This is a genomic window from Streptomyces sp. SID4985 (genome assembly GCF_009863025.1).
Taxonomy (GTDB): Bacteria; Actinomycetota; Actinomycetes; order Streptomycetales; family Streptomycetaceae; genus Streptomyces.
Map to the genome: position 1 here is coordinate 1 of NZ_WWIR01000566.1, position 19,686 is coordinate 19,686.

The 19,686-nt window shown below is 70.8% G+C and carries 19 protein-coding genes; 13 read left to right on the top strand and 6 right to left on the bottom strand.

All coding sequences use genetic code 11. The features are described 5' to 3' along the window. Positions 1–132 precede the first annotated feature (132 nt). Positions 133–1,230, top strand: coding sequence for an amidohydrolase family protein (locus GTW40_RS24090; protein ID WP_161182266.1), 1,098 nt, complete (start codon positions 133–135; stop codon positions 1,228–1,230). Between the two features lie 12 nt (positions 1,231–1,242). On the opposite strand, the gene GTW40_RS24095 is transcribed toward GTW40_RS24090, so the two are convergent. The 4 genes from GTW40_RS24095 to GTW40_RS24110 form a co-directional block, all read right to left on the bottom strand. After that, positions 1,243–2,253 carry a COX15/CtaA family protein gene (locus GTW40_RS24095; RefSeq protein WP_161182289.1) on the bottom strand — a complete coding sequence of 337 codons (1,011 nt, stop codon included), beginning with the start codon at positions 2,251–2,253 and terminating at the stop codon, positions 1,243–1,245. A 108-nt stretch (positions 2,254–2,361) separates the two neighbouring features. Then, positions 2,362–3,078, bottom strand: a complete 717-nt coding sequence (locus tag GTW40_RS24100) for an ABC transporter permease (protein WP_202486347.1) — start codon at positions 3,076–3,078, stop codon at positions 2,362–2,364. Positions 3,079–3,161: 83 nt separating this feature from the next. After that, positions 3,162–4,085, bottom strand: a complete 924-nt coding sequence (locus tag GTW40_RS24105; protein WP_161182268.1) for an ABC transporter ATP-binding protein — start codon at positions 4,083–4,085, stop codon at positions 3,162–3,164. A 31-nt stretch (positions 4,086–4,116) separates the two neighbouring features. Next, positions 4,117–4,929, bottom strand: a complete 813-nt coding sequence (locus GTW40_RS24110; protein ID WP_161182269.1) for an AAC(3) family N-acetyltransferase — start codon at positions 4,927–4,929, stop codon at positions 4,117–4,119. A 183-nt stretch (positions 4,930–5,112) separates the two neighbouring features. Here GTW40_RS24110 and GTW40_RS24115 point away from each other — a divergent pair, with 183 nt between their 5' ends. From GTW40_RS24115 to GTW40_RS24170, 12 genes are all read left to right on the top strand, one after another. Further along, positions 5,113–5,847, top strand: a complete 735-nt coding sequence (locus tag GTW40_RS24115) for an ArsR family transcriptional regulator (RefSeq protein WP_161182270.1) — start codon at positions 5,113–5,115, stop codon at positions 5,845–5,847. Then, positions 5,844–7,265: a Fe-S cluster assembly protein SufB gene (gene sufB / locus GTW40_RS24120; protein ID WP_161182271.1), complete on the top strand. Its 1,422-nt coding sequence runs from the start codon at positions 5,844–5,846 to the stop codon at positions 7,263–7,265. The genes GTW40_RS24115 and sufB overlap by 4 nt, the downstream gene beginning before the upstream one ends. A 55-nt stretch (positions 7,266–7,320) precedes the next feature. Next, positions 7,321–8,505 carry a Fe-S cluster assembly protein SufD gene (gene sufD, locus GTW40_RS24125; RefSeq protein ID WP_161182272.1) on the top strand — a complete coding sequence of 395 codons (1,185 nt, stop codon included), beginning with the start codon at positions 7,321–7,323 and terminating at the stop codon, positions 8,503–8,505. Next, on the top strand, positions 8,502–8,828 hold the full coding sequence (locus tag GTW40_RS24130; RefSeq protein ID WP_161182273.1) for a non-heme iron oxygenase ferredoxin subunit: 327 nt from the start codon (positions 8,502–8,504) through the stop codon (positions 8,826–8,828). Before sufD ends, GTW40_RS24130 begins: the two co-directional genes overlap by 4 nt. Positions 8,829–8,835: 7 nt before the next feature. Then, complete coding sequence (gene sufC / locus GTW40_RS24135) at positions 8,836–9,600, top strand: Fe-S cluster assembly ATPase SufC (protein WP_018545776.1); 765 nt, start codon at positions 8,836–8,838, stop codon at positions 9,598–9,600. Next, positions 9,597–10,853 carry a cysteine desulfurase gene (locus GTW40_RS24140; RefSeq protein WP_161182274.1) on the top strand — a complete coding sequence of 419 codons (1,257 nt, stop codon included), beginning with the start codon at positions 9,597–9,599 and terminating at the stop codon, positions 10,851–10,853. The genes sufC and GTW40_RS24140 overlap by 4 nt, the downstream gene beginning before the upstream one ends. A gap of 16 nt (positions 10,854–10,869) precedes the next feature. Continuing rightward, the gene (gene sufU / locus GTW40_RS24145) at positions 10,870–11,337 is read left to right on the top strand and encodes a Fe-S cluster assembly sulfur transfer protein SufU (RefSeq protein WP_161182275.1); all 468 of its coding nucleotides are present in this window, start codon (positions 10,870–10,872) and stop codon (positions 11,335–11,337) included. Then, positions 11,334–11,666 (top strand): metal-sulfur cluster assembly factor, encoded by a 333-nt coding sequence (locus tag GTW40_RS24150; protein WP_161182276.1) that lies wholly within the window; start codon positions 11,334–11,336, stop codon positions 11,664–11,666. The genes sufU and GTW40_RS24150 overlap by 4 nt, the downstream gene beginning before the upstream one ends. Before the next feature lie 132 nt (positions 11,667–11,798). Further along, complete coding sequence (gene dapD / locus GTW40_RS24155) at positions 11,799–12,788, top strand: 2,3,4,5-tetrahydropyridine-2,6-dicarboxylate N-succinyltransferase (protein WP_161182277.1); 990 nt, start codon at positions 11,799–11,801, stop codon at positions 12,786–12,788. A 124-nt stretch (positions 12,789–12,912) separates the two neighbouring features. After that, complete coding sequence (locus GTW40_RS24160; RefSeq protein WP_161182278.1) at positions 12,913–13,380, top strand: N-acetyltransferase; 468 nt, start codon at positions 12,913–12,915, stop codon at positions 13,378–13,380. Positions 13,381–13,520: 140 nt separating this feature from the next. Further along, a complete protein-coding gene (sigJ, locus tag GTW40_RS24165) occupies positions 13,521–14,468 on the top strand; it encodes an RNA polymerase sigma factor SigJ (protein ID WP_161182279.1) in 948 nt (315 codons plus the stop codon). Positions 14,469–14,484: 16 nt separating this feature from the next. Further along, complete coding sequence (locus GTW40_RS24170) at positions 14,485–16,635, top strand: MMPL family transporter (protein ID WP_161182280.1); 2,151 nt, start codon at positions 14,485–14,487, stop codon at positions 16,633–16,635. A 31-nt stretch (positions 16,636–16,666) separates the two neighbouring features. On the opposite strand, the gene dapA is transcribed toward GTW40_RS24170, so the two are convergent. Together dapA and GTW40_RS24180 are read right to left on the bottom strand one after the other, a co-directional pair. Continuing rightward, the gene (dapA, locus tag GTW40_RS24175) at positions 16,667–17,563 is read right to left on the bottom strand and encodes a 4-hydroxy-tetrahydrodipicolinate synthase (protein ID WP_161182281.1); all 897 of its coding nucleotides are present in this window, start codon (positions 17,561–17,563) and stop codon (positions 16,667–16,669) included. A 77-nt stretch (positions 17,564–17,640) separates the two neighbouring features. Next, entirely contained in the window at positions 17,641–19,461 is a 1,821-nt protein-coding gene (locus GTW40_RS24180; RefSeq protein WP_161182282.1) for an endonuclease/exonuclease/phosphatase family protein, read from the bottom strand. Positions 19,462–19,686 lie beyond the last annotated feature (225 nt).

A 19,686-nucleotide genomic window follows, 5' to 3' on the forward strand; every position in this document is an offset into this window, starting at 1 on the left:
GTGGCTGATCGCGCCCACGCGGCGGAGCCGCAAATCGATACGGTCCCGCGCCCCTTTTGGTTGGACAGCGCCACCTGAGCTTCATCCGCACCGTTAGGACAGGTAAGGCACTCCGTCCTACGGGAGCTCGGGATGATCGATACGGCGTCGCTCGTGGATCAGCACTGTCATGGGGTGCTGCGGACCGAACTGGGGCTCGGGACGTTCGAGGCTCAGTTGGGGCGTACGGAGGGGGCGCCCGCGGCGGGGACCACGTTGTTCGACACGCAGACGGGGTTCGCCGTGCGGCGGTGGTGTCCGCCGCTGCTCGGCCTCGAACCGCACTGCGCGCCCGCGCGGTATCTGGCGCGGCGGCGGGAGCTGGGCGTCCTGGAGGCGGGGCGCAGGCTGCTGCGGGGGAGCGGGATCACGACCTATCTGGTCGACACCGGGCTGCCCGGGGATCTCACCGGGCCCGACGAGATGGCCGCCGCCGGGGACGCCGACGCGCGGGAGATCGTACGGCTTGAGCCGCTTGCCGAGCAGGTCGCGGACACCTCGGGCAGCGTCGCGTCCTTCCTCGCCAACCTGGCCGAGTCGGTGCACGGTGCTGCAGGGCACGCCGTCGCCTTCACCACCGGAGCCGGGCTCGCGGACGGTGCCGCGCTCTCGCCCGAGCCGCCCGGACCCGGTGAGGTACGGGGCGCGGCCTCGCGCTGGCTGGCGGGGCGGCGGGTGGGGGAGGCGCCGACCGATCCGGTGCTGCTGCGCCATCTGCTGTGGACCGCCGTCGCCTCCGGGCGGCCGCTCCAGCTGCACGCGGGGCTCGGCGCCCCGGGCGTCCCGGCCGACCCCGGTCCGCTGACCGGCTTCGTACGGGCCACGGCCGGCCTCGGCACGGACGTGGTCCTGCTGCACGGCTATCCGCATCACCGGTACGCGGCCCATCTGGCCGCCGCCCACCCGCACGTCTACGCCGACTCCGGCGCCGCGCTCGTCCGTACCGGCGCCCGCGCGGCCACCGTGCTCGCGGAGATCCTGGAGCTGGCGCCCTTCGGCAAGATCCTCTTCTCCAGCGGGGCGCGTTCCCTGCCGGAACTCCACGTCGTCGCCGCCCAGCTCTTCCGCGAGTCCCTCAACCGCGTCCTCGGCACCTGGGTCACCGAGGGCGCCTGGTCCCCGACGGACGCGCGCCGGGTGGCCCGCATGGTGGCGGCGGAGAACGCGCTCAGGGTGTACGGGCTGAGCTGAGCCGTCCGCGGGTCAGGCGGAGGTGCCGACCTTGACCTCGGCCGAGGGGCCGGGCACCGCCACCGCGTCGAGCGGACGCTCCCGCAGCGAGAGCAGCACGCGCAGCACCCAGATCCACATCACCGAGGAGCCCAGCATGTGCAGGGCGACCAGGGCTTCGGGGAGGTGCGTGAAGTACTGGACGTAGCCGATGACACCCTGAAGCAGCAGCACCACGAACAGCTCGCGCGTGCGGTGCAGCGGGCCCTTCGGGGCGTCGACCGCCTTGAGGACGAACCACAGCGCGAAGGTCAGCGTCACCACGATCCAGGCGAGCACCGCGTGCAGCTTGGCGATCATCTCCCAGTCGAGCGGGATGCGCTCGACCTCGCTGGAGTCGCCCGCGTGCGGACCCGCGCCGGTCACCACCGTGCCGACCGCGATCAGCAGCACGGACGCGACGACCAGGAACCACACCAGCTGCCGTACCGCCCCGCCGACCAGTGGGCGCGGCACGCCGTCGCCCTCCCGGGTGCGCTGCCACATCACGGTCGCGACGGTGATCAGCGCGGTGGTGAGCAGGAAGTGCGCGGCGACGGTGTACGGGTTCAGACCGACGAGGACGACGATGCCGCCCAGCACCGCGTTGCCCATGACCACCCAGAACTGGGCCCAGCCGAGCCGGGTCAGGCTCCGCCGCCAGGGCTTCGCCGAGCGCGCGGCGATGATCGCCCAGCCGATGGCGGCGCACAGCACGTACGTCAGCATCCGGTTGCCGAACTCGATCGCGCCGTGGAAGCCCATCGCGCGGGTCGTGGTCAGCGAGTCGGCGGTGCAGGTGGGCCAGGTCGGGCAGCCGAGGCCCGAGCTGGTCAGCCGCACCGCGCCGCCGGTGACCACGATGACCACCGCCATCACGAGTGCGGCGAGCGCGGCCCGGCGGACCGTACGGGGGTCCGGGGTCCAGCGCTCGGCGATGAAGGCGAGCGGGTTGCGCAGGGCCGCTGCGGTGTCGGCGGGGGTCAGCTTTGGCACGCGCGTAATAGTAGATGCCCGCTTGTGCACGCTTTCACTAGGGTCTGGGCTACGCCGGTTTCCCGAGGTCAGAGACGTGCGCGGGTCAAGACACCGCGTTGCCCACCTCCCAGCCGTCTACTCCCAGCGGAAGAACTTCCCCGCCGCCGCGAGCCCCACGACTGCCCACACCGCGAGGATCGCCAGGTCGCCCCAGGGCATTCCGGCGCCGTGCTGGAGGACGTCGCGCAGACCGTCGGAGAGGGCGGAGATCGGCAGCAGGCCGAGGACGTGCTGCCCGGCGGAGCCGAACTTCTCCAGCGGCACGATCACCCCGCCGCCGACGAGCAGCAGCAGGAAGACGAGGTTGGCGGCGGCGAGCGTGGCCTCCGCCTTCAGCGTGCCCGCCATCAGCAGGCCGAGCCCGGAGAAGGCGGCCGTACCGAGGACCAGCAGGAGCAGGACCGCGGCCGGGTTGCCGTGCGGGGACCAGCCGAGCGCGAAGGCGATGACCGTCAGCAGGATCACCTGGAGCACCTCGGTGACCAGCACGGAGGCGGTCTTCGCGGTCATCAGGGCCCAGCGCGGCAGCGGCGAGGCGGCGAGCCGCTTGAGGACGCCGTAGCGGCGCTCGAAGCCGGTGGCGATGGCCTGGCCGGTGAACGCGGTCGACATGACGGCCAGCGCCAGGATGCCGGGCGCGAGGAAGTCCACGGCCTTGCCGGAGCCGGTGTCGACGATGTCGACCGAGCTGAAGAGCACGAGCAGCAGGGTCGGGATGACCACGGTCAGCAGCAGCTGTTCGCCGTTGCGCAGCAGCATCCGCGTCTCCAGCGCGGCCTGCGCGGCGATCATGCGGGGGAGCGGCGCGGCTCCGGGCTTCGGTGCGTAGGTGCCCGAGGCGGCGGTGCCCGGGGCGGTCGTGTCCGAGGGGGTGGTCACGAGCGCAGCTCCTTGCCGGTCAGCTCGAGGAATACGTCTTCCAGGGTGTGCCGCTCGACCGAGAGCCGGTCCGGCATCACGCCGTGCTGCGCGCACCACGAGGTGACCGTGGCGAGCAGCTGGGGGTCTATCTTGCCGGTCACCCGGTAGGTGCCCGGGGTCAGCTCGGCGGCCGTGCAGTCGGCGGGGAGCGCCTTGAGCAGCGCGACGAGGTCGAGTCCGGGGCGGCCGGTGAAGCGCAGGGTGTTCTCGGCGCCGCCGCGGCACAGCTCCTCGGGGGAGCCCTGGGCGATGACCCGGCCGCCGTCGATGATCGCGACGTCGTCGGCGAGCTGCTCGGCCTCGTCCATGTGGTGGGTCGTGAGGATCACCGAAACGCCGTCGGTGCGCAGGTCGCGCACCAGGTCCCAGGTGGCCCGGCGGGCCTGCGGGTCGAGTCCGGCGGTGGGCTCGTCCAGGAACACCAGCTCGGGGCGGCCGACGACGGCCATGGCGAGCGCGAGCCGCTGCTGCTGTCCGCCGGACAGCCGCCGGTAGCTGGTCCGGCCGCAGGAGCCGAGGCCGAGGCGTTCGATCAGCGCGTCCACGTCCAGCGGGTGGGCGTGCAGCTTGGCGACATGGCGCAGCATCTCGTCGGCGCGGGCGCCGGAGTAGACGCCGCCGGACTGGAGCATCACCCCGATCCGGGGCCGCAGCTCGGCGGACTGCCGCACGGGGTCGAGCCCCAGGACGCGCACCGTGCCGGAGTCCGGCTTCCGGTACCCCTCGCAGGTCTCGACGGTGGTCGTCTTCCCGGCGCCGTTGGGACCGAGTACGGCGGTCACCCCCGCCCGCGCCTCCAGGTCGAGGCCGTTCACCGCGGTCTTCTGGCCGTATCGCTTCACCAGGGCCTGTACCTGGACCACGGGCTCACTTCGCATGACCCAAGAGTCTAGGGAGCCGCGCGGACGCTCAGGCGCGGGGGTCGGGGAAGTCCTCCTCGCGGGGCCGGTGCACCGGCAGCCAGCGCTGGGCGTAGGACACGGCGTCCGGGAGCGGGAAGAGGCGAGTCTCGGCGGTGCCGATCCGGCCGCGCACGACCGGGCGGTCCCGCTCGAAGTCGTGGCCGAGTTCGTCGAAGCGGTCGGAGGAGATGGACACCTCGGTCACCGTCTCCCATCCCTCGGGACCGGGGCGCCCCACCGGGACCAGCGGCGCGGGCACGCGGTATTCGGCCAGGTGGAAGGCGGTGCAGGAGTCGTACCCGGCGCCGAGCAGCAGCACTCGTGCGCCCAGCTTTTCCAGCCGCGCGAGCGGGCTGCGCTCGCCGAGGCGGCAGTCGGGGGCATGGTCCTCGGTGATCTCGGCGGCGCGGGGGCCGAGGGCGGCGAAGGAGGTGTGCGGATGGGCGCTGCGCAGGGTGCCGGGCCAGGTGCGGACGGTTTCCGGGATCACACCGATCCCGCGCGTGGGCGTGGTCCGGGGGTCGTAGACGGGCATGGTGGCCCGGACGCGCTCCCACCACTCCTCGGGCACCGGGGGGTTGCGCCACAGGGCCGGGTCGGACAGGTCCGCGGAGTGGGCCGGGACGGCCAGCGTGCCGGTCGGGCCGAGGGCGTCGAGGAGGCCCTGGACGACGGCGACGGGTCCGCCGTTCACCCAGCCGAGGGAACTCAGCGAGGAGTGGACGAGAAGGGTTTCGCCGGGTTCGACACCCAGTTCGCGTAGTCGTGCGGAGATCGTGTCGCGGGTGATCAGCGGGCCGTTCGGGGCGGGTTTCGGCATGGCCGGAGTGTGCCCGGCGGGGGTATCGGGCGCCACCGCTTTTGCCTGGTGAGGGGTGTCGCCGACGATGATCCGGAGATCGTTTCCGCAGGTCAGGTTAGGTGTGCCTAAGTGACGCAGGGCACCGTCCGCCCGGCGGGGCCCGGCTTGTCAGGCTCCAAGGAATTACGCAACAATGGCGTTGTGAAAAACGTCGGCGAGGCTCGGGAGACCCCGGTGGGTACCCCGCAGGAGGAGCTAGCGACCGGTGAGCGTTCGACGCGCAACCGGGTCGCGCGGTCCATCCTGGATCACGGCCCGTCCACCGTCGCCGAGCTGGCAGGCAGGCTGGGGCTGACCCAGGCCGCCGTCCGCCGGCATCTCGACGCGCTGGCCGCCGACGACGTCGTGGAGGCACGCGAGCAGCGGGTGTACGGCGCCCGTACGCGCGGCCGTCCCGCCAAGGTGTTCGCCCTGACCCCCTGTGGCCGGGACGCCTTCGACCAGTCCTACGACCAGCTCGCCGTCGACGCCCTGCGCTGGATCGCCGACCGCGAGGGCGGGGACGAGGCGGTCGCCGCCTTCGCCCGCGCCCGGATCGCCGCCCAGGCGGACGGCTATCGCAAGGCCGTCGAAGGCGTCGCTCCCGAGCACCGCGCCGAAGCGCTGGCCAAGGCCTTGACCGCGGACGGGTACGCTGCTACAGCGCGCAGCGCACCGGTCGGCGAGCAGCTGTGCCAGCACCACTGCCCGGTCGCCCACGTCGCCGAACGCTTCCCCCAGCTGTGCGAGGCGGAGACGGAGTTCTTCGCCGAGCTGCTGGGGACCCACGTCCAGCGACTGGCGACCATCGCGCACGGCGACGGCGTCTGCACGACGTTCATCCCCAAGACCATCACCGACGCACCTGCAAGCACGGCCGGGAGGAACCCCGCATGACTCTCCCCACGGAGACTGCCCACCCCGAACTCGAGGGTCTGGGCAAGTACGAATACGGCTGGGCCGACTCCGACGTGGCCGGTGCCGCAGCGAAGCGTGGCCTGAACGAGGCCGTCGTCCGTGACATCTCGGACAAGAAGTCCGAGCCGGAGTGGATGACGAAGCTGCGGCTCAAGGGCCTGAAGCTGTTCGAGAAGAAGCCCATGCCCAACTGGGGCTCGGACCTCTCGGGCATCGACTTCGACAACATCAAGTACTTCGTGCGCTCCACGGAGAAGCAGGCGGAGTCCTGGGAGGACCTGCCCGAGGACATCAAGAACACGTACGACAAGCTCGGCATCCCCGAGGCGGAGAAGCAGCGCCTCGTCGCCGGTGTCGCGGCCCAGTACGAGTCCGAGGTCGTCTACCACCAGATCCGCGAGGACCTGGAGGAGCAGGGTGTCATCTTCCTGGACACCGACACCGCCCTGAAGGAGCACCCCGAGCTCTTCAAGGAGTACTTCGGCACGGTCATCCCGGTCGGCGACAACAAGTTCGCCTCGCTGAACACGGCCGTGTGGTCCGGCGGCTCCTTCATCTACGTCCCGCCGGGCGTCCACGTGGAGATCCCGCTCCAGGCCTACTTCCGTATCAACACGGAGAACATGGGCCAGTTCGAGCGGACCCTGATCATCGTCGACGAGGGTGCCTACGTGCACTACGTCGAGGGTTGTACGGCCCCGATCTACAAGTCGGACTCGCTGCACAGCGCCGTGGTCGAGATCATCGTCAAGAAGAACGCCCGCTGCCGCTACACGACCATCCAGAACTGGTCGAACAACGTCTACAACCTGGTCACCAAGCGCGCCGTGGCGTACGAGGGCGCGACCATGGAGTGGATCGACGGCAACATCGGCTCCAAGGTGACGATGAAGTACCCGGCCGTCTACCTGATGGGCGAGCACGCCAAGGGCGAGACCCTCTCCATCGCCTTCGCGGGCGAGGGCCAGCACCAGGACGCGGGCGCCAAGATGGTCCACATGGCGCCGAACACGTCGTCCAACATCGTCTCCAAGTCGGTGGCGCGCGGCGGCGGCCGTACCTCCTACCGCGGTCTCATCGAGATCGGCGAGGGCGCGGCCGGATCCAAGTCGAACGTGCTGTGTGACGCGCTGCTGGTCGACACCATCTCCCGCTCGGACACCTACCCCTACGTGGACGTCCGCGAGGACGACGTGTCCATGGGCCACGAGGCCACCGTCTCCAAGGTCTCCGAGGACCAGCTCTTCTACCTGATGAGCCGCGGTCTCTCCGAGTTCGAGGCGATGGCGATGATCGTGCGCGGCTTCGTCGAGCCCATCGCCAAGGAGCTGCCGATGGAGTACGCGCTGGAGCTCAACCGGCTGATCGAGCTGCAGATGGAGGGCGCGGTCGGTTAAGACCGCCCCACCCCCGCAGCCGCCCGAACTCAGGAAAGAGAGCACTACGACAGCCATGGCTGAGGCTCAGAACATCCCCGTGGGGTCTACCACCGCGGGCTCGATCGCGGTCGCCGCGGAGTCGACCGTCGTCTCGCGCATGAGCGCGGCCCCCTCCTTCGACGTGGCGGACTTCCCCGTCCCGCACGGCCGCGAGGAGGAGTGGCGGTTCACCCCGCTGGAGCGCCTGCGCGGTCTGCACGACGGCACCGCCGTCGCCACCGGCGAGGGCGTGAAGGTCGCCGTCGAGGCGCCCGAGGGCGTCACCGTCGAGACCGTCGGCCGCGACGACGCCCGGCTCGGCAAGGGGGGCACCCCCGTGGACCGCGTCGCCGCCCAGGCGTACTCCGCCTTCGAGCAGGCCGGCATCGTGACCGTGCCCAAGGACACCGTCCTCACCGAGCCGATCCGCATCGCGGTGCACGGCGAGGGCGGCACCGCCTTCGGCCACCAGGTGATCGAGCTGGGTGCCTTCGCCGAGGCCGTCGTGGTCATCGACCACACCGGTGACGCGGTGCTCGCCGCCAACGTGGACTACGTCCTCGGTGACGGCGCCAAGCTGACCGTCGTCTCCGTCCAGGACTGGGACGACAAGGCCGTGCACGTCGCCCAGCACAACGCGCTGATCGGCCGCGACGCCTCCTTCAAGTCCGTGGTCGTCACCTTCGGCGGCGACCTGGTCCGCCTCCACCCGCGCGTCGAGTACACGGGCCCCGGCGGCGAGGCCGAGCTGTACGGCCTGTACTTCACCGACGCGGGCCAGCACCAGGAGCACCGCCTCCTGGTCACCCACAACACCCCGCACTGCAAGTCCAACGTCGCCTACAAGGGCGCGCTCCAGGGCGACAACGCGCACGCGGTGTGGATCGGTGACGTGCTCATCGAGGCCAAGGCCGAGGGCACGGACACCTACGAGATGAACCGCAACCTCGTCCTCACCGACGGCTCGCGCGTCGACTCCGTGCCGAACCTGGAGATCGAGACCGGCGAGATCGTCGGCGCCGGTCACGCCTCCGCCACCGGCCGCTTCGACGACGAGCAGCTCTTCTACCTGATGGCCCGCGGCATCCCGGAGCAGGACGCCCGCCGTCTGGTGGTCCGCGGCTTCTTCGCCGAACTGGTCCAGCAGATCGGTGTCACCGACATCGAGGAGCGCCTGCTCGCCAAGATCGAGGAGGAGCTGGAGGCGTCGGTCGGATGACCACCAACAGCTTCGTACGCGCCTGTGGGCTGAGCGAGCTGTCGGAGGACACCCCCAAGCGGGTGGAGCTCGACGGCACGCCGGTCTCGGTCGTGAAGACCGAGGGCGAGGTGTACGCGATCTACGACATCTGCTCGCACGCGAACGTCTCCCTCTCGGAGGGCGAGGTGGAGGACGGCCAGATCGAGTGCTGGCTGCACGGCTCGTGCTTCGACCTCCGCACCGGCAAGCCGTCCGGCCCGCCCGCGACGCGCCCCGTCCCCGTTTACCCCGTAAAGATCGAAGGGGACGACGTGCTCGTCTCCCTCTCCCAGGAGTCCTGAGGCATCCATGGCAACGCTTGAAATCCGAGACCTGCACGTCACCGTCGAGGCCGACAACGCCACGAAGGAGATCCTCAAGGGCGTCGACCTCACCGTGAAGCAGGGCGAGACGCACGCCATCATGGGCCCCAACGGCTCCGGCAAGTCGACCCTCGCCTACTCGCTCGCGGGTCACCCGAAGTACACGATCACCGGCGGCACCGTCACCCTCGACGGCGAGGACGTCCTCGAGATGTCCGTCGACGAGCGCGCCCGCGCCGGCCTCTTCCTCGCCATGCAGTACCCGGTCGAGGTTCCCGGTGTCTCCGTCTCCAACTTCCTGCGCACCTCCGCCACCGCCATCCGCGGCGAGGCCCCCAAGCTGCGCACCTGGGTGAAGGAGGTCAAGGAGACCATGGAGCGCCTCCACATGGACCCCTCCTTCGCCGAGCGCAACGTCAACGAGGGCTTCTCCGGCGGTGAGAAGAAGCGCCACGAGATCCTCCAGCTCGAACTGCTCAAGCCGCACATCGCGATCCTCGACGAGACCGACTCCGGCCTCGACGTCGACGCGCTGCGCATCGTCTCCGAGGGCGTCAACCGCGTCCGCGAGACCGGCGAGACCGGCACCCTGCTGATCACGCACTACACGCGCATCCTGCGGTACATCAAGCCCGACTTCGTCCACGTCTTCGCCGGTGGCCGCATCGTCGAGTCCGGCGGTCCGGAGCTGGCCGACAAGCTGGAGAACGAGGGCTACGAGGCTTACACGAAGGGTGGCGTAACCGCGTGACTCAGCTGCCGGGCCTCCTCGACACAGAGGCGATCCGAAAGGACTTCCCCATCCTGGACCGCCAGGTCCACGACGGGAAGAAGCTCGTATACCTGGACAACGCGGCGACCTCGCAGAAGCCGCGCCAGGTGCTGGACGCCTTGAGCGAGTACTACGAGCGATACAACGCCAACGTCCACCGCGGCGTGCACGTGCTCGCCGAGGAGGCCACGGCGCTGTACGAGGGCGCGCGTGACAAGGTCGCCGACTTCGTCAACGCGCCCAGCCGCGACGAGGTGATCTTCACCAAGAACGCCTCCGAGTCCCTCAACCTCGTGGCCAACATGCTGGGCTGGGCCGACGAGCCCTACCGGGTGGACCACGAGACCGAGATCGTCATCACGGAGATGGAGCACCACTCCAACATCGTGCCGTGGCAGCTGCTCGCGCAGCGCACCGGCGCGAAGCTGAAGTGGTTCGGCCTCACCGACGACGGCCGCCTCGACCTGTCCAACATCGACGAGATCATCACCGAGAAGACGAAGATCGTCTCCTTCGTGCTGGTCTCCAACATCCTGGGCACGGTCAACCCGGTCGAGGCGATCGTGCGCCGCGCCCAGGAGGTCGGCGCGCTGGTGTGCATCGACGCCTCGCAGGCCGCGCCGCACATGCCGCTGGACGTGCAGGCGCTCGGCGCCGACTTCGTGGCCTTCACCGGCCACAAGATGTGCGGCCCGACCGGCATCGGTGTGCTCTGGGGCCGCCAGGAACTCCTGGAGGACCTGCCCCCGTTCCTCGGCGGCGGCGAGATGATCGAGACCGTCTCGATGCACTCCTCGACGTACGCCCCGGCGCCGCACAAGTTCGAGGCGGGCACGCCCCCGATCGCCCAGGCGGTCGGTCTCGGTGCCGCGATCGACTACCTCAACTCGATCGGCATGGACAAGATCCTCGCCCATGAGCACGCCCTCACCGAGTACGCGGTGAAGCGGCTGACCGAGGTCCCGGACCTGCGGATCATCGGCCCCTCCACGGCCGAGGACCGGGGCGCGGCGATCTCCTTCACGCTGGGCGACATCCACCCGCACGACGTGGGCCAGGTCCTCGACGAGCAGGGCATCGCCGTGCGCGTCGGCCACCACTGCGCGCGGCCGGTCTGCCTGCGGTACGGAATTCCGGCGACCACGCGGGCGTCGTTCTACCTGTACTCCACGCCCGCCGAGATCGACGCACTGGTCGAGGGGCTGGAGCACGTACGGAACTTCTTCGGCTGACGGGACGAGCGATCGCATGAAGCTGGACTCCATGTACCAGGAAGTCATCCTGGACCACTACAAGAATCCGCACGGGCGTGGCCTCAGGGACGGCGACGCCGAGGTGCACCATGTGAACCCGACCTGCGGCGACGAGATCACCCTCCGGGTGAAGTACGACGGCACCCGGATCGCCGACGTGTCGTACGAGGGGCAGGGCTGTTCCATCAGCCAGGCCTCCGCCTCCGTGCTCAACGAACTGCTGGTGGGCAAGGACCTGCCCGAGGCGCAGAAGATCCAGGAGACCTTCCTGGAGCTGATGCAGTCCAAGGGCCGGATCGAGCCCGACGACGCGATGGAGGAGGTGCTGGAGGACGCGGTCGCGTTCGCCGGTGTCTCCAAGTACCCGGCCCGCGTCAAGTGCGCCCTCCTGAGCTGGATGGCGTGGAAGGACGCGACGGCCCAGGCGCTGGGTGGCGCCGAAGCCGAAAGGAAGACGGCATGACCGACACCGCTGAGATGAAGCCGGCCTCGGAAGAGGAACTCCGTGAGGCCCTGTACGACGTCGTCGACCCCGAGCTGGGCATCGACGTCGTCAACCTCGGCCTGATCTACGGCATCCACATCGACGACTCCAATGTCGCGACGCTGGACATGACCCTGACCTCCGCGGCCTGCCCGCTCACGGACGTCATCGAGGAGCAGGCCAAGTCCGCCACGGACGGCCTGGTCAACGAGCTGCGCATCAACTGGGTCTGGATGCCGCCGTGGGGCCCCGACAAGATCACCGACGAGGGCCGCGAGCAGCTGCGGGCCCTCGGGTTCAACGTCTGAGGTCCCCTCGGGCTCTCCTTCGTGAGCCTTTGTGAGCGAGGCGGCGGCGCCTACGGGTGCCGCCGCCTTCGCACACCCGGCGCGAGCGCGCGCGGGTGCGTACCTGCCCCCACTGCACGTTAGGTTCTCCGTATGACCGACACCGCTTCCCGTACCACCACCGGCGCCGTCGCCGCCGGTCTCGCCACCATCGCCGCCGACGGCACCGTTCTCGACACCTGGTTCCCGGCCCCCGAGCTGGTCGCCGAGCCGGGTCCCTCCGGCACCGAGCGGCTGTCGGCCGACGGGGCCGCCGAGCTCCTTGGCGACAAGGTCGTCTCCGCGCTCGGACCGGACGCCCGCCGGGGTGTGGACGTGGTCGCGGTGCGTACGGTCATCGGCTCGCTGGACGAGAAGCCGGTGGACGCGCACGACGCCTATCTGCGCCTGCACCTGCTCTCGCACCGCCTGGTCAAGCCGCACGGCGTGAGCCTGGACGGCATCTTCGGCCACCTCGCCAACGTCGCCTGGACCTCGCTCGGCCCGGTCGCCGTGGACGCCATCGAGACGGTGCGGCTGAACGCCCGCGCCGAGGGCCTGCACCTCCAGGTCACCTCGATCGACAAGTTCCCGCGCATGACGGACTACGTGGCCCCCAAGGGCGTGCGCATCGCCGACGCCGACCGGGTCCGCCTCGGCGCGCACCTGGCCGAGGGCACCACGGTCATGCACGAGGGCTTCGTCAACTTCAACGCGGGCACGCTGGGCACCTCCATGGTCGAGGGCCGCATCTCCGCGGGCGTCGTCGTGGGCGACGGCTCCGACATCGGCGGCGGCGCCTCCACCATGGGCACCCTCTCCGGCGGCGGCAACGTCATCATCACCATCGGCGAGCGCTGCCTGGTCGGCGCCGAGGCGGGCGTCGGCATCGCGCTGGGCGACGAGTGCGTCGTCGAGGCCGGCCTCTACGTCACCGCGGGCACCCGCGTCACCCTCCCCGACGGCCAGATCGTCAAGGCCCGCGAACTCTCCGGCGCCTCCAACATCCTCTTCCGCCGCAACTCGGTCACGGGCGCGGTGGAGGCCCGGCCGAACAACGCGGTGTGGGGCGGGCTGAACGAGGTTCTGCACAGCCACAACTGACACGCGGCGGTCCGAACTCGCCTGCTTCGAGCGCCCTTTCCCGGTCCAGGACGGCCGGGGGAGGGCGTTCGGCGTTCCGGGGAAAGGCAAGGGGCCCCGGAGGCATGCGAGTTAGCCTCCGGGCATGACCTCGTCGTCCGAAGAGCCCCTTGTCGCGCCCGAGTTCGTCGTGCCCGATCCGCCCGTGACCGAGCGCTTCCGGCTGGAGCCGCTCGGGCCGGGGCACAACGTGTCCGATCACGCGGCCTGGACGTCCAGCATCGAGTACATCCGGGGCACTCCCGATTACGCCGGGCGGCCGTGGCCGCCGCCGGAGGGGATGTCGCCCGAGGCCAACCTCGCCGATCTGCGCGGGCATGCGCGGGACTTCGAGCGGCGGACCGGGTTCACCTACACCGTTCTGTCGGTCCCCGGCGGCGAGGTCGTCGGGTGTGTCTACATCTATCCGTCCCGCGCCGAGCCCGGTGCCGTCCAGGTCCGTTCCTGGGTCACCGCGTCGCGGGCCGCTCTTGACGCCGATCTGTATCGCACCGTCAGCGCGTGGCTGGCCCAGGAGTGGCCGTTCGGGCGGGTGTTGTACAACCCCCGGTGAGCGGTACGCGGTGAGCCGTACACGGCCCAAGTCGCCGTAGAAGTGAGTGACTTGGGTCACATTCTGCAAGATCCGTGTCACACATCGGCGGGCTCGATTTCTCTCGGGTGCGGAAAGAGTCCGCGACGAGAGGCCGGTCGATGTCCGACACCCCGCCCAGCTCACCGCAGGCACCCGCGCAGGAGCCCGCGGACGCCGTGACGCAGGCGTTCGCCGAGCACCGGGAGCTGCTGTTCTCCCTCGTCTACAACATGCTCGCGAGCGTCGCCGACACCGAGGACGTGCTGCAGGAGACCTGGCTGTCGTGGACGGCGAGGAACCGGGCGCCGGGGGCGGAGCCGATCGACAACCCGCGGGCCTATCTGGTGCGGATCGCCATGAACGCGGCCCTCGCCCACCGGGCCACCGTCACCCGCCGCCGGGAGACGTACATCGGCCCCTGGCTGCCCGAACCCCTCGTCGGCCCCCTCTCGGCGGACGCCCCGGAGGCCGCCGACGCCGCCGACGCGGCCGTACGCGCCGAGTCCGTGTCGATGGCGCTGCTGGTCGTACTGGAGACGCTCACGCCCCTGGAGCGCGGGGTGTTCGTCCTGCACGAGGTGTTCGGGTACGCCCACACCGAGATCGCCGAGATGCTCGGCCGCACCCCCGCCGCGATCCGCCAGCTCGCCCACCGCGCCCGCGAGCACGTCCACGCCCGGCGCCCCCGCTACGAGGCCGCGCCGCACGTACGGCAGCAGGTGACCGAACGGTTCCTGGCCGCCACGCTCGGCGGTGACCTGGACGCCCTCCTGGAGATCCTCGCCCCCGACGTGACGCTGTGGGGCGACGGCGGCGGCAAGGCGGCCGGAGGACTCCAGCCGCTCCAGGGCCGCGGCAAGGTCGCCCGGCTGCTCGCCGCCCTCGGCCCCGCCTCCGGCAACGGCTTCGACATCGCCTACCGCAGGGTCAACGGCGACCCCTCCGCGCTGCTCTTCGCGGGCGGCACCCCCTACGCCGTACTCGTCCTCGACCTCACCCCGGACGGCGGCCAGGTCCGCGGGATCTACGCCGTCTCCAACCCCGACAAGCTCTCCCACGTCGGCTGAACCCCGAGGAGTCCACATGCTGCGAACAATGGCTTCATGGCCCGCGGGACGCGTGGGCAAGTGGGTCGGCGTCGGCCTCTGGGCGGTCCTGCTGGTCCCCGCCCTGATGCTGGCGGGCCGACTCGGGGACGTCGAGCAGAACGACAACTCCGCCTGGCTCCCCGGCAACGCGGAGTCGACGAAGGTCGTCGAGCGCGCGGGCGCGTTCCTGCCCGCCGACACCCTGCCCGCGATCGTCGTCTACGACCGGCCCGGCGGCGTCACCCCCGCCGACCTGGCCGAGGCCCGCGCCGACGCCCGCGCCTTCCATCGCCTCGACCGCGTCGCCGGACCCCCGCAGGGACCGGTGGAGGCACGGGACGGCGAGGCCATTCAGACCGTGGTCCAGGTCCGCAAGGACCGGACCGGATGGAACGGCCTCGCTGAGGTCGCCGGTGAACTGCGCCGGGTCGGCGAGGAACACGCGAACGGCCTCGGCGTCCACATCACCGGACCGGTGGGCTACGCGTCCGACTCGATCGGCGCCTTCGGTGGAGGCGGCGACCTGACGACGGTCACCGCGCTCGTGGTGGTCGCGATCCTGCTGCTCACCTACCGCAGCCCCGTGCTCCCCCTGCTGCCGCTGCTGACCGTGGGCGGCGCCCTGGCCGCCTCGGAAGCGCTGATCTACCTGCTGGCCAGGCACGCCGGGCTCACCGTCAACAGCCAGACCGGCTTCATCCTGACCGTCCTCGTGTTCGGCGCCGCCACCGACTACGCGCTCCTGCTCATCTCCCGCTACCGGGAGGAACTCCGGCGCCACGAGGACCGGCACGAGGCGATGGCCGAGGCGCTGCGCCGCTCCGGCCCCGCGCTCGTCGCCAGCGCCGCGACCGTCGCGGTCAGCCTGACCCTGCTGATGCTCGCCACCCTCAACTCCACCAAGGGGCTCGGGCCCGCCTGCGCCGTCGGCATCCTCGTCGGGCTGCTCGCCATGGTCACTCTGATGCCGGCCCTGCTGGTGGTCTGCGGACGCTGGGTCTTCTGGCCGGTCCGGCCGTCGTACACGGCGGCGGGGCCGGGGGCGGCCCCGGCGGCAGGACCGGCGGACGCGGACCCGGACGGCGGAGGTGTCTGGGCCCGGGTCGGCGCCCTCGTCGCCCGTCGCCCGCGCACCGTGTGGATCGGTACCGCGCTCGCCCTCGGCGCCCTGGCGCTCGGGGTGTTCGGGCTCAAGGCCGACGGCCTCGCCGACACGGCCCAGTTCACCGGCAAGCCGCAGATGGCCGTCGGCGAGGAGATCAGGGCCCGGCACTTCCCGGCGGGGTCCGGCGACCCCGTCCAGGTCGTGACCTCGGCGGCCTCGGCGGAGCGGGTGAGGGCGGCGCTGTCCGGCGTCCCGGGGATCACCGGCGTCGCGGCGCCGGTCGTCCGGGGCGGCGACGCCCTCCTGCTCGGGGAGCTGGACGACGACCCCAGCGGCCCGGCCGCGATGCGCACCGTCGAGCGCGCCAGGGCCGCCGTCCACCGGATCGAGGGCGCGAACGCCCAGGTCGGCGGCAACACGGCCATCGTGCTCGACGTGCGGGACGCCGCCGCCCGCGACGACTGGGTCATCATCCCCGCCGTACTGATCGCGGTGCTGCTCGTCCTCGCGCTGCTGCTGCGGGCGGTGGTCGCGCCGCTGCTGCTCATGGCGACCGTGGTGCTGTCGTTCGGCGCGGCCCTCGGGGTGAGCGGCCTGGTCTTCGACCACCTGTTCCACTTCGCCGGTGCGGACGCCTCCTTCCCGCTGCTCACGTTCGTGTTCCTGGTCGCCCTGGGGATCGACTACAACATCTTCCTGGTCACCCGGGTACGCGAGGAGGCGCAGCGGCACGGCACCCGGCGCGCCGCGCTGACAGGGCTGTCCGCCACCGGGAGCGTGATCACCTCGGCCGGGCTCGTGCTGGCCGGCACCTTCGCCGCGATGGCGTCCCTGCCACTGGTGTTCGCGGCCGAGCTCGGGTTCGCGGTGGCCTTCGGCGTCCTGCTCGACACCGTGATCGTCCGCTCGGTGCTGGTGACCGCGCTGACCCTGGACGTGGGCCGGTGGATGTGGTGGCCCGGCGCCCTGTTCCGGCGGCGCGACGAGCCCGGTCTCCCCGTGGGCGAGCCCGACCGCGCACCCGCCCTCGGGGGTGTGTGAGGCCGCCAACCGTCCCTAGCCAAAGGCCTGTTCACCGGGCACCGGTCAACTCCTCGTGGCACCGCAGCAGTTCGTCGGCCGTCTCCCGGCCGGCGGGCAGCAGCGGTGCCCGTACCGGTCCCGCCGGGAGGCCGATCCGCTCCAGCAGTGCCTTGGCCGTGACGGTGCCGGGGAGGCCCGAGGCCATCACCGCCTCGATCAACGGCATTGCTTGTAGCTGGAGTTCGGTGGCGCGTGCCGTCTCACCGGACTCGAACGCGTCGAGGATGGCGGCGACTTGGCGCGGGACGACGTTCGCGACGGTGCTCACGCAGCCCGCCGCGCCGACCGCGTACAGCGCGAGGATGTGCTCGTCGCAGCCCGCATAGTAGGCCAACTCCGTTGCCGCGAGGACCTTCTGGGTGCCGAGGAAGTCGTAGGAGCAGTCCTTGACGGCGACGATCCCGGGGTGTCCGGCGAGGCGGATCATCGTCTCCGGCTCGATGCGGGTGCCGGTGCGGCCGGGGATGTCGTAGAGCATGACGGGCAGGCCGCTCGCGTCCGCGACCTGGCGGAAGTGCGCCTCTATCGACTCCTGCGGGGGCTTGCTGTAGTACGGCGTCACCACCAACACGCCGTCGGCGCCCGCCTTTTCGGCTGCGTGAGTCAGTTCGACGGTGTGCCGGGTGTCCGCCGTGCCGACGCCCGCGACCAGGGAGACCCCGGGGCCCACCACCGCGCGGACCGCCGCGATCAGCTCGGCCTTCTCTGCGTCCGTCGTCGTGGGCGACTCGCCCGTGGTGCCGTTGAGGACCAGGCCGTCACAGCCCTTGGCCACCAGATGGGCGGCGAGGCGGGCCGCCCCGTCCACGTCGAGCGTTCCGGTCGGCGTGAACGGGGTGACCATCGCGCAGAGCGTACGGCCGAAGGGTGCGGTGCGAGGTGTCATGGACGTAGTCTCGGCACCTTCGACCGTACAGCTCCACTTAAATCTTCTGCGAGATATCGCTAAGCAGCTCTGAAGGGTTACGGGCGGAAGCGCAGCACCTGCGGGTCGTGGTCGCTGATCTGGTCGTGGAACTCCGAGTTGATGTGCACGCTGTCGTACGCGAAGGAACCGTTCCGCCTGATCTCCGGGCTGATCAGGATCTGGTCCAGGACCTGCGCGTTGCCCTGGTAGTCGTAGGTGTAACGCTCCTTCTTGGGCAGCGACTTGATCGCCGACCAGAGTTCGCCGCGGCCCTCCAGGATCTTGGCGGTGTCGGAGAACTCGAAGTCGTTCATGTCGCCGAGCGCGATGACGTTCGCGTCCTTCTGGACGGACAGGACGTCCTTGACGAACGCGTTCACCAGGGTCGCCTGCGCGTGCCGCTGCGTCTCCGAGCTGCGGGTCGGCGGCTGGTACTGCGCGGTCAGCGCCTGGTCGCCGCCCTTGGAGTTGAGGTGGTTGGCGATCACGAAGACCGTCTTGCCGCGGAAGACGAACTCGCCCGCCAGCGGCTTGCGGCTCGCCTTCCAGGCCGCGTCGTCCGGGGCGATCCGGCCGGGGGAGGCGGTCAGGTGGGCCTTGCCGTGGTCCTTGGTGACGCCGACGGCGGTCGTGGAGTCGCCGCCCGCGCGGTCCACGAAGGACACCCGCTCCGGGTTGAACAGGAACACCTGGCGGATGTTGCCGCCGGGCTCGCCGCCGTCCTGGTCGTTGACCGGGTCGATCGAGCGCCAGTCGTAGCGCGGGCCGCCCGCCGCCACGATCGCGTCGATCAGCTTGTTCACCGTCACGCCCGCCGACACCGTGCCGTCGTCGGTGGCGCCGTTGTCGTCCTGGATCTCCTCCAGGGACACGACGTCGGGCGAACGCAGGTTGTTCACGATCGCGGACGCGTGCTGCGCGAAGGTGTTGTCGGAGGGGTCCAGGTTCTCGACGTTGTACGTCGCCACCGCGAGCTGCCGCGCGGACTGCGCACGCGTCGTCTCCCGCTCCAGACCGCCGCTCTTGAGCGTGCCGAGGCTGCTCGCGACGAGCGTGTAGCCACCGTACTGGTTGAAGTCCAGCGGGCCGGTCGTGGCGCCCTTGAGGGTGTCGCCGACGTTCGCCTGCGGGAAGTCGGCGGTCGCGCCGAGCGACTGGATCTGGAGACGGCCGGTGTTCTGGGAGTCGTACGAGCCGTAGAGGGTGCCGCCCCGGGGAGTGCGGTGCTCGCCGGGCTTCACGGTGACCCACAGCTCGGCGTAGGGGTCCGTGCCGGTGACCACACGGGTGTTCGCGACCTGGACGTTCATGCCCTCCAGGGACTCGTAGTAGTCCAGGGCGTACGTCGAGGGGGCCAGCTGGGCGCTGTTGACGGAGCCGTTCGCGTCCCCGGCGGGGGTGTAGTCGTCCGGCACCGAGTGCTTGCCGATGACGACCGGGGCCGGGACCGCGTTGCCGCTGGAGACCGTGGTGACGACCGGCTTGGTGATCTCGGTCAGCGACTGGTTGCCCGAGGCGGTGCCGCCCGGCACGTACTCGGAGACGGTGCCCGACACCGTGACCGAGTCGCCGACGACGGCCTTCGGCGCGGAGCTGGTGAAGACGAACACGCCCTCACTGGTGGCCGGGTTGTCGTCCGGCGTCGGGTCCTGGAGCCAGAAGCCCTTGGACGAGCCGTAGTCCCGCACGGCCGTGACGATGCCCGGCACGTCCGCGACCTTCTGACCGGCGTACGGCGAGAGACGGGTGGTGCCCTGGATGTCGTGGACGCGCACCGCGTCCGCGTGCGCGGGCGAGGTGAGGACGACGACGGACGTCGCGCTGCACACGGCGGCGACGGTGAGCGCGGCGAGACGCGCGGAAGACCTGCTCGGCAAGGGATGCCTCCGGGGACATACGAGAACGCCGTAACGAGGGTGGAAATGCGGTTGCGTGTCGGGCTGGTGGCCCTCAGTGACGCGCGCAGAGCCGAGTGAACAGTCGTTCCCCCGACTTCTACGCGCGTCAATCTCCTGCCTGGCGACGGGAGTTGTCAAGGTTCAGGCCATGGACGGGTGATGGCGGAGGGATGAACCGGGGGGCACGGGGGGAAACCCGTCTAG